Annotated in this window: 1 protein-coding gene; it reads right to left on the reverse strand. The window is 71.2% G+C overall.

Annotated features, from left to right (window positions below; all coding sequences use genetic code 11):
• Positions 1–64: 64 nt before the first annotated feature.
• Positions 65–361 (reverse strand): pyridoxal-phosphate dependent enzyme (locus H7I41_RS22110; protein ID WP_264014769.1); only part of this gene is annotated, 297 nt, incomplete at its 5' end.

Consider the following 361-nt stretch of genomic DNA (forward strand, 5'->3'; position numbering starts at 1 on the left):
GCGCCTCAAGGCGGCCGCCGAACAGGACGCCTGGGCGCACAGCGCGCGCCACGGCTGCGCGGTGTCAGTGCCCCTGGTCAACCCCGACCGCTGCTGAGGCGCCCACGATGTCGGCGAGCAGCGCCGGTTCGATGTTCCCGCCGGACAGCACCACCACGGTGGGGCCGGCCGGAGTTGCGTGCCGCCGGTAGGCGGCCAGCCCGACCGCGCCGCTGGGCTCACTGACCAGACGCGCCCGCACCGCGAGTTCCGCAACCGCGGAACGTATTTCGTCTTCGGACACGGTCAGCACATCGGTCAGCACATGCTGCAGATGCGCGAAGGTCAGCTCCGACGGTTCCGATCGCAGACCGTCGGCGAT

The organism is [Mycobacterium] manitobense, from assembly GCF_025821665.1.
Taxonomy (GTDB): domain Bacteria; phylum Actinomycetota; class Actinomycetes; order Mycobacteriales; family Mycobacteriaceae; genus Mycobacterium; species Mycobacterium arseniciresistens.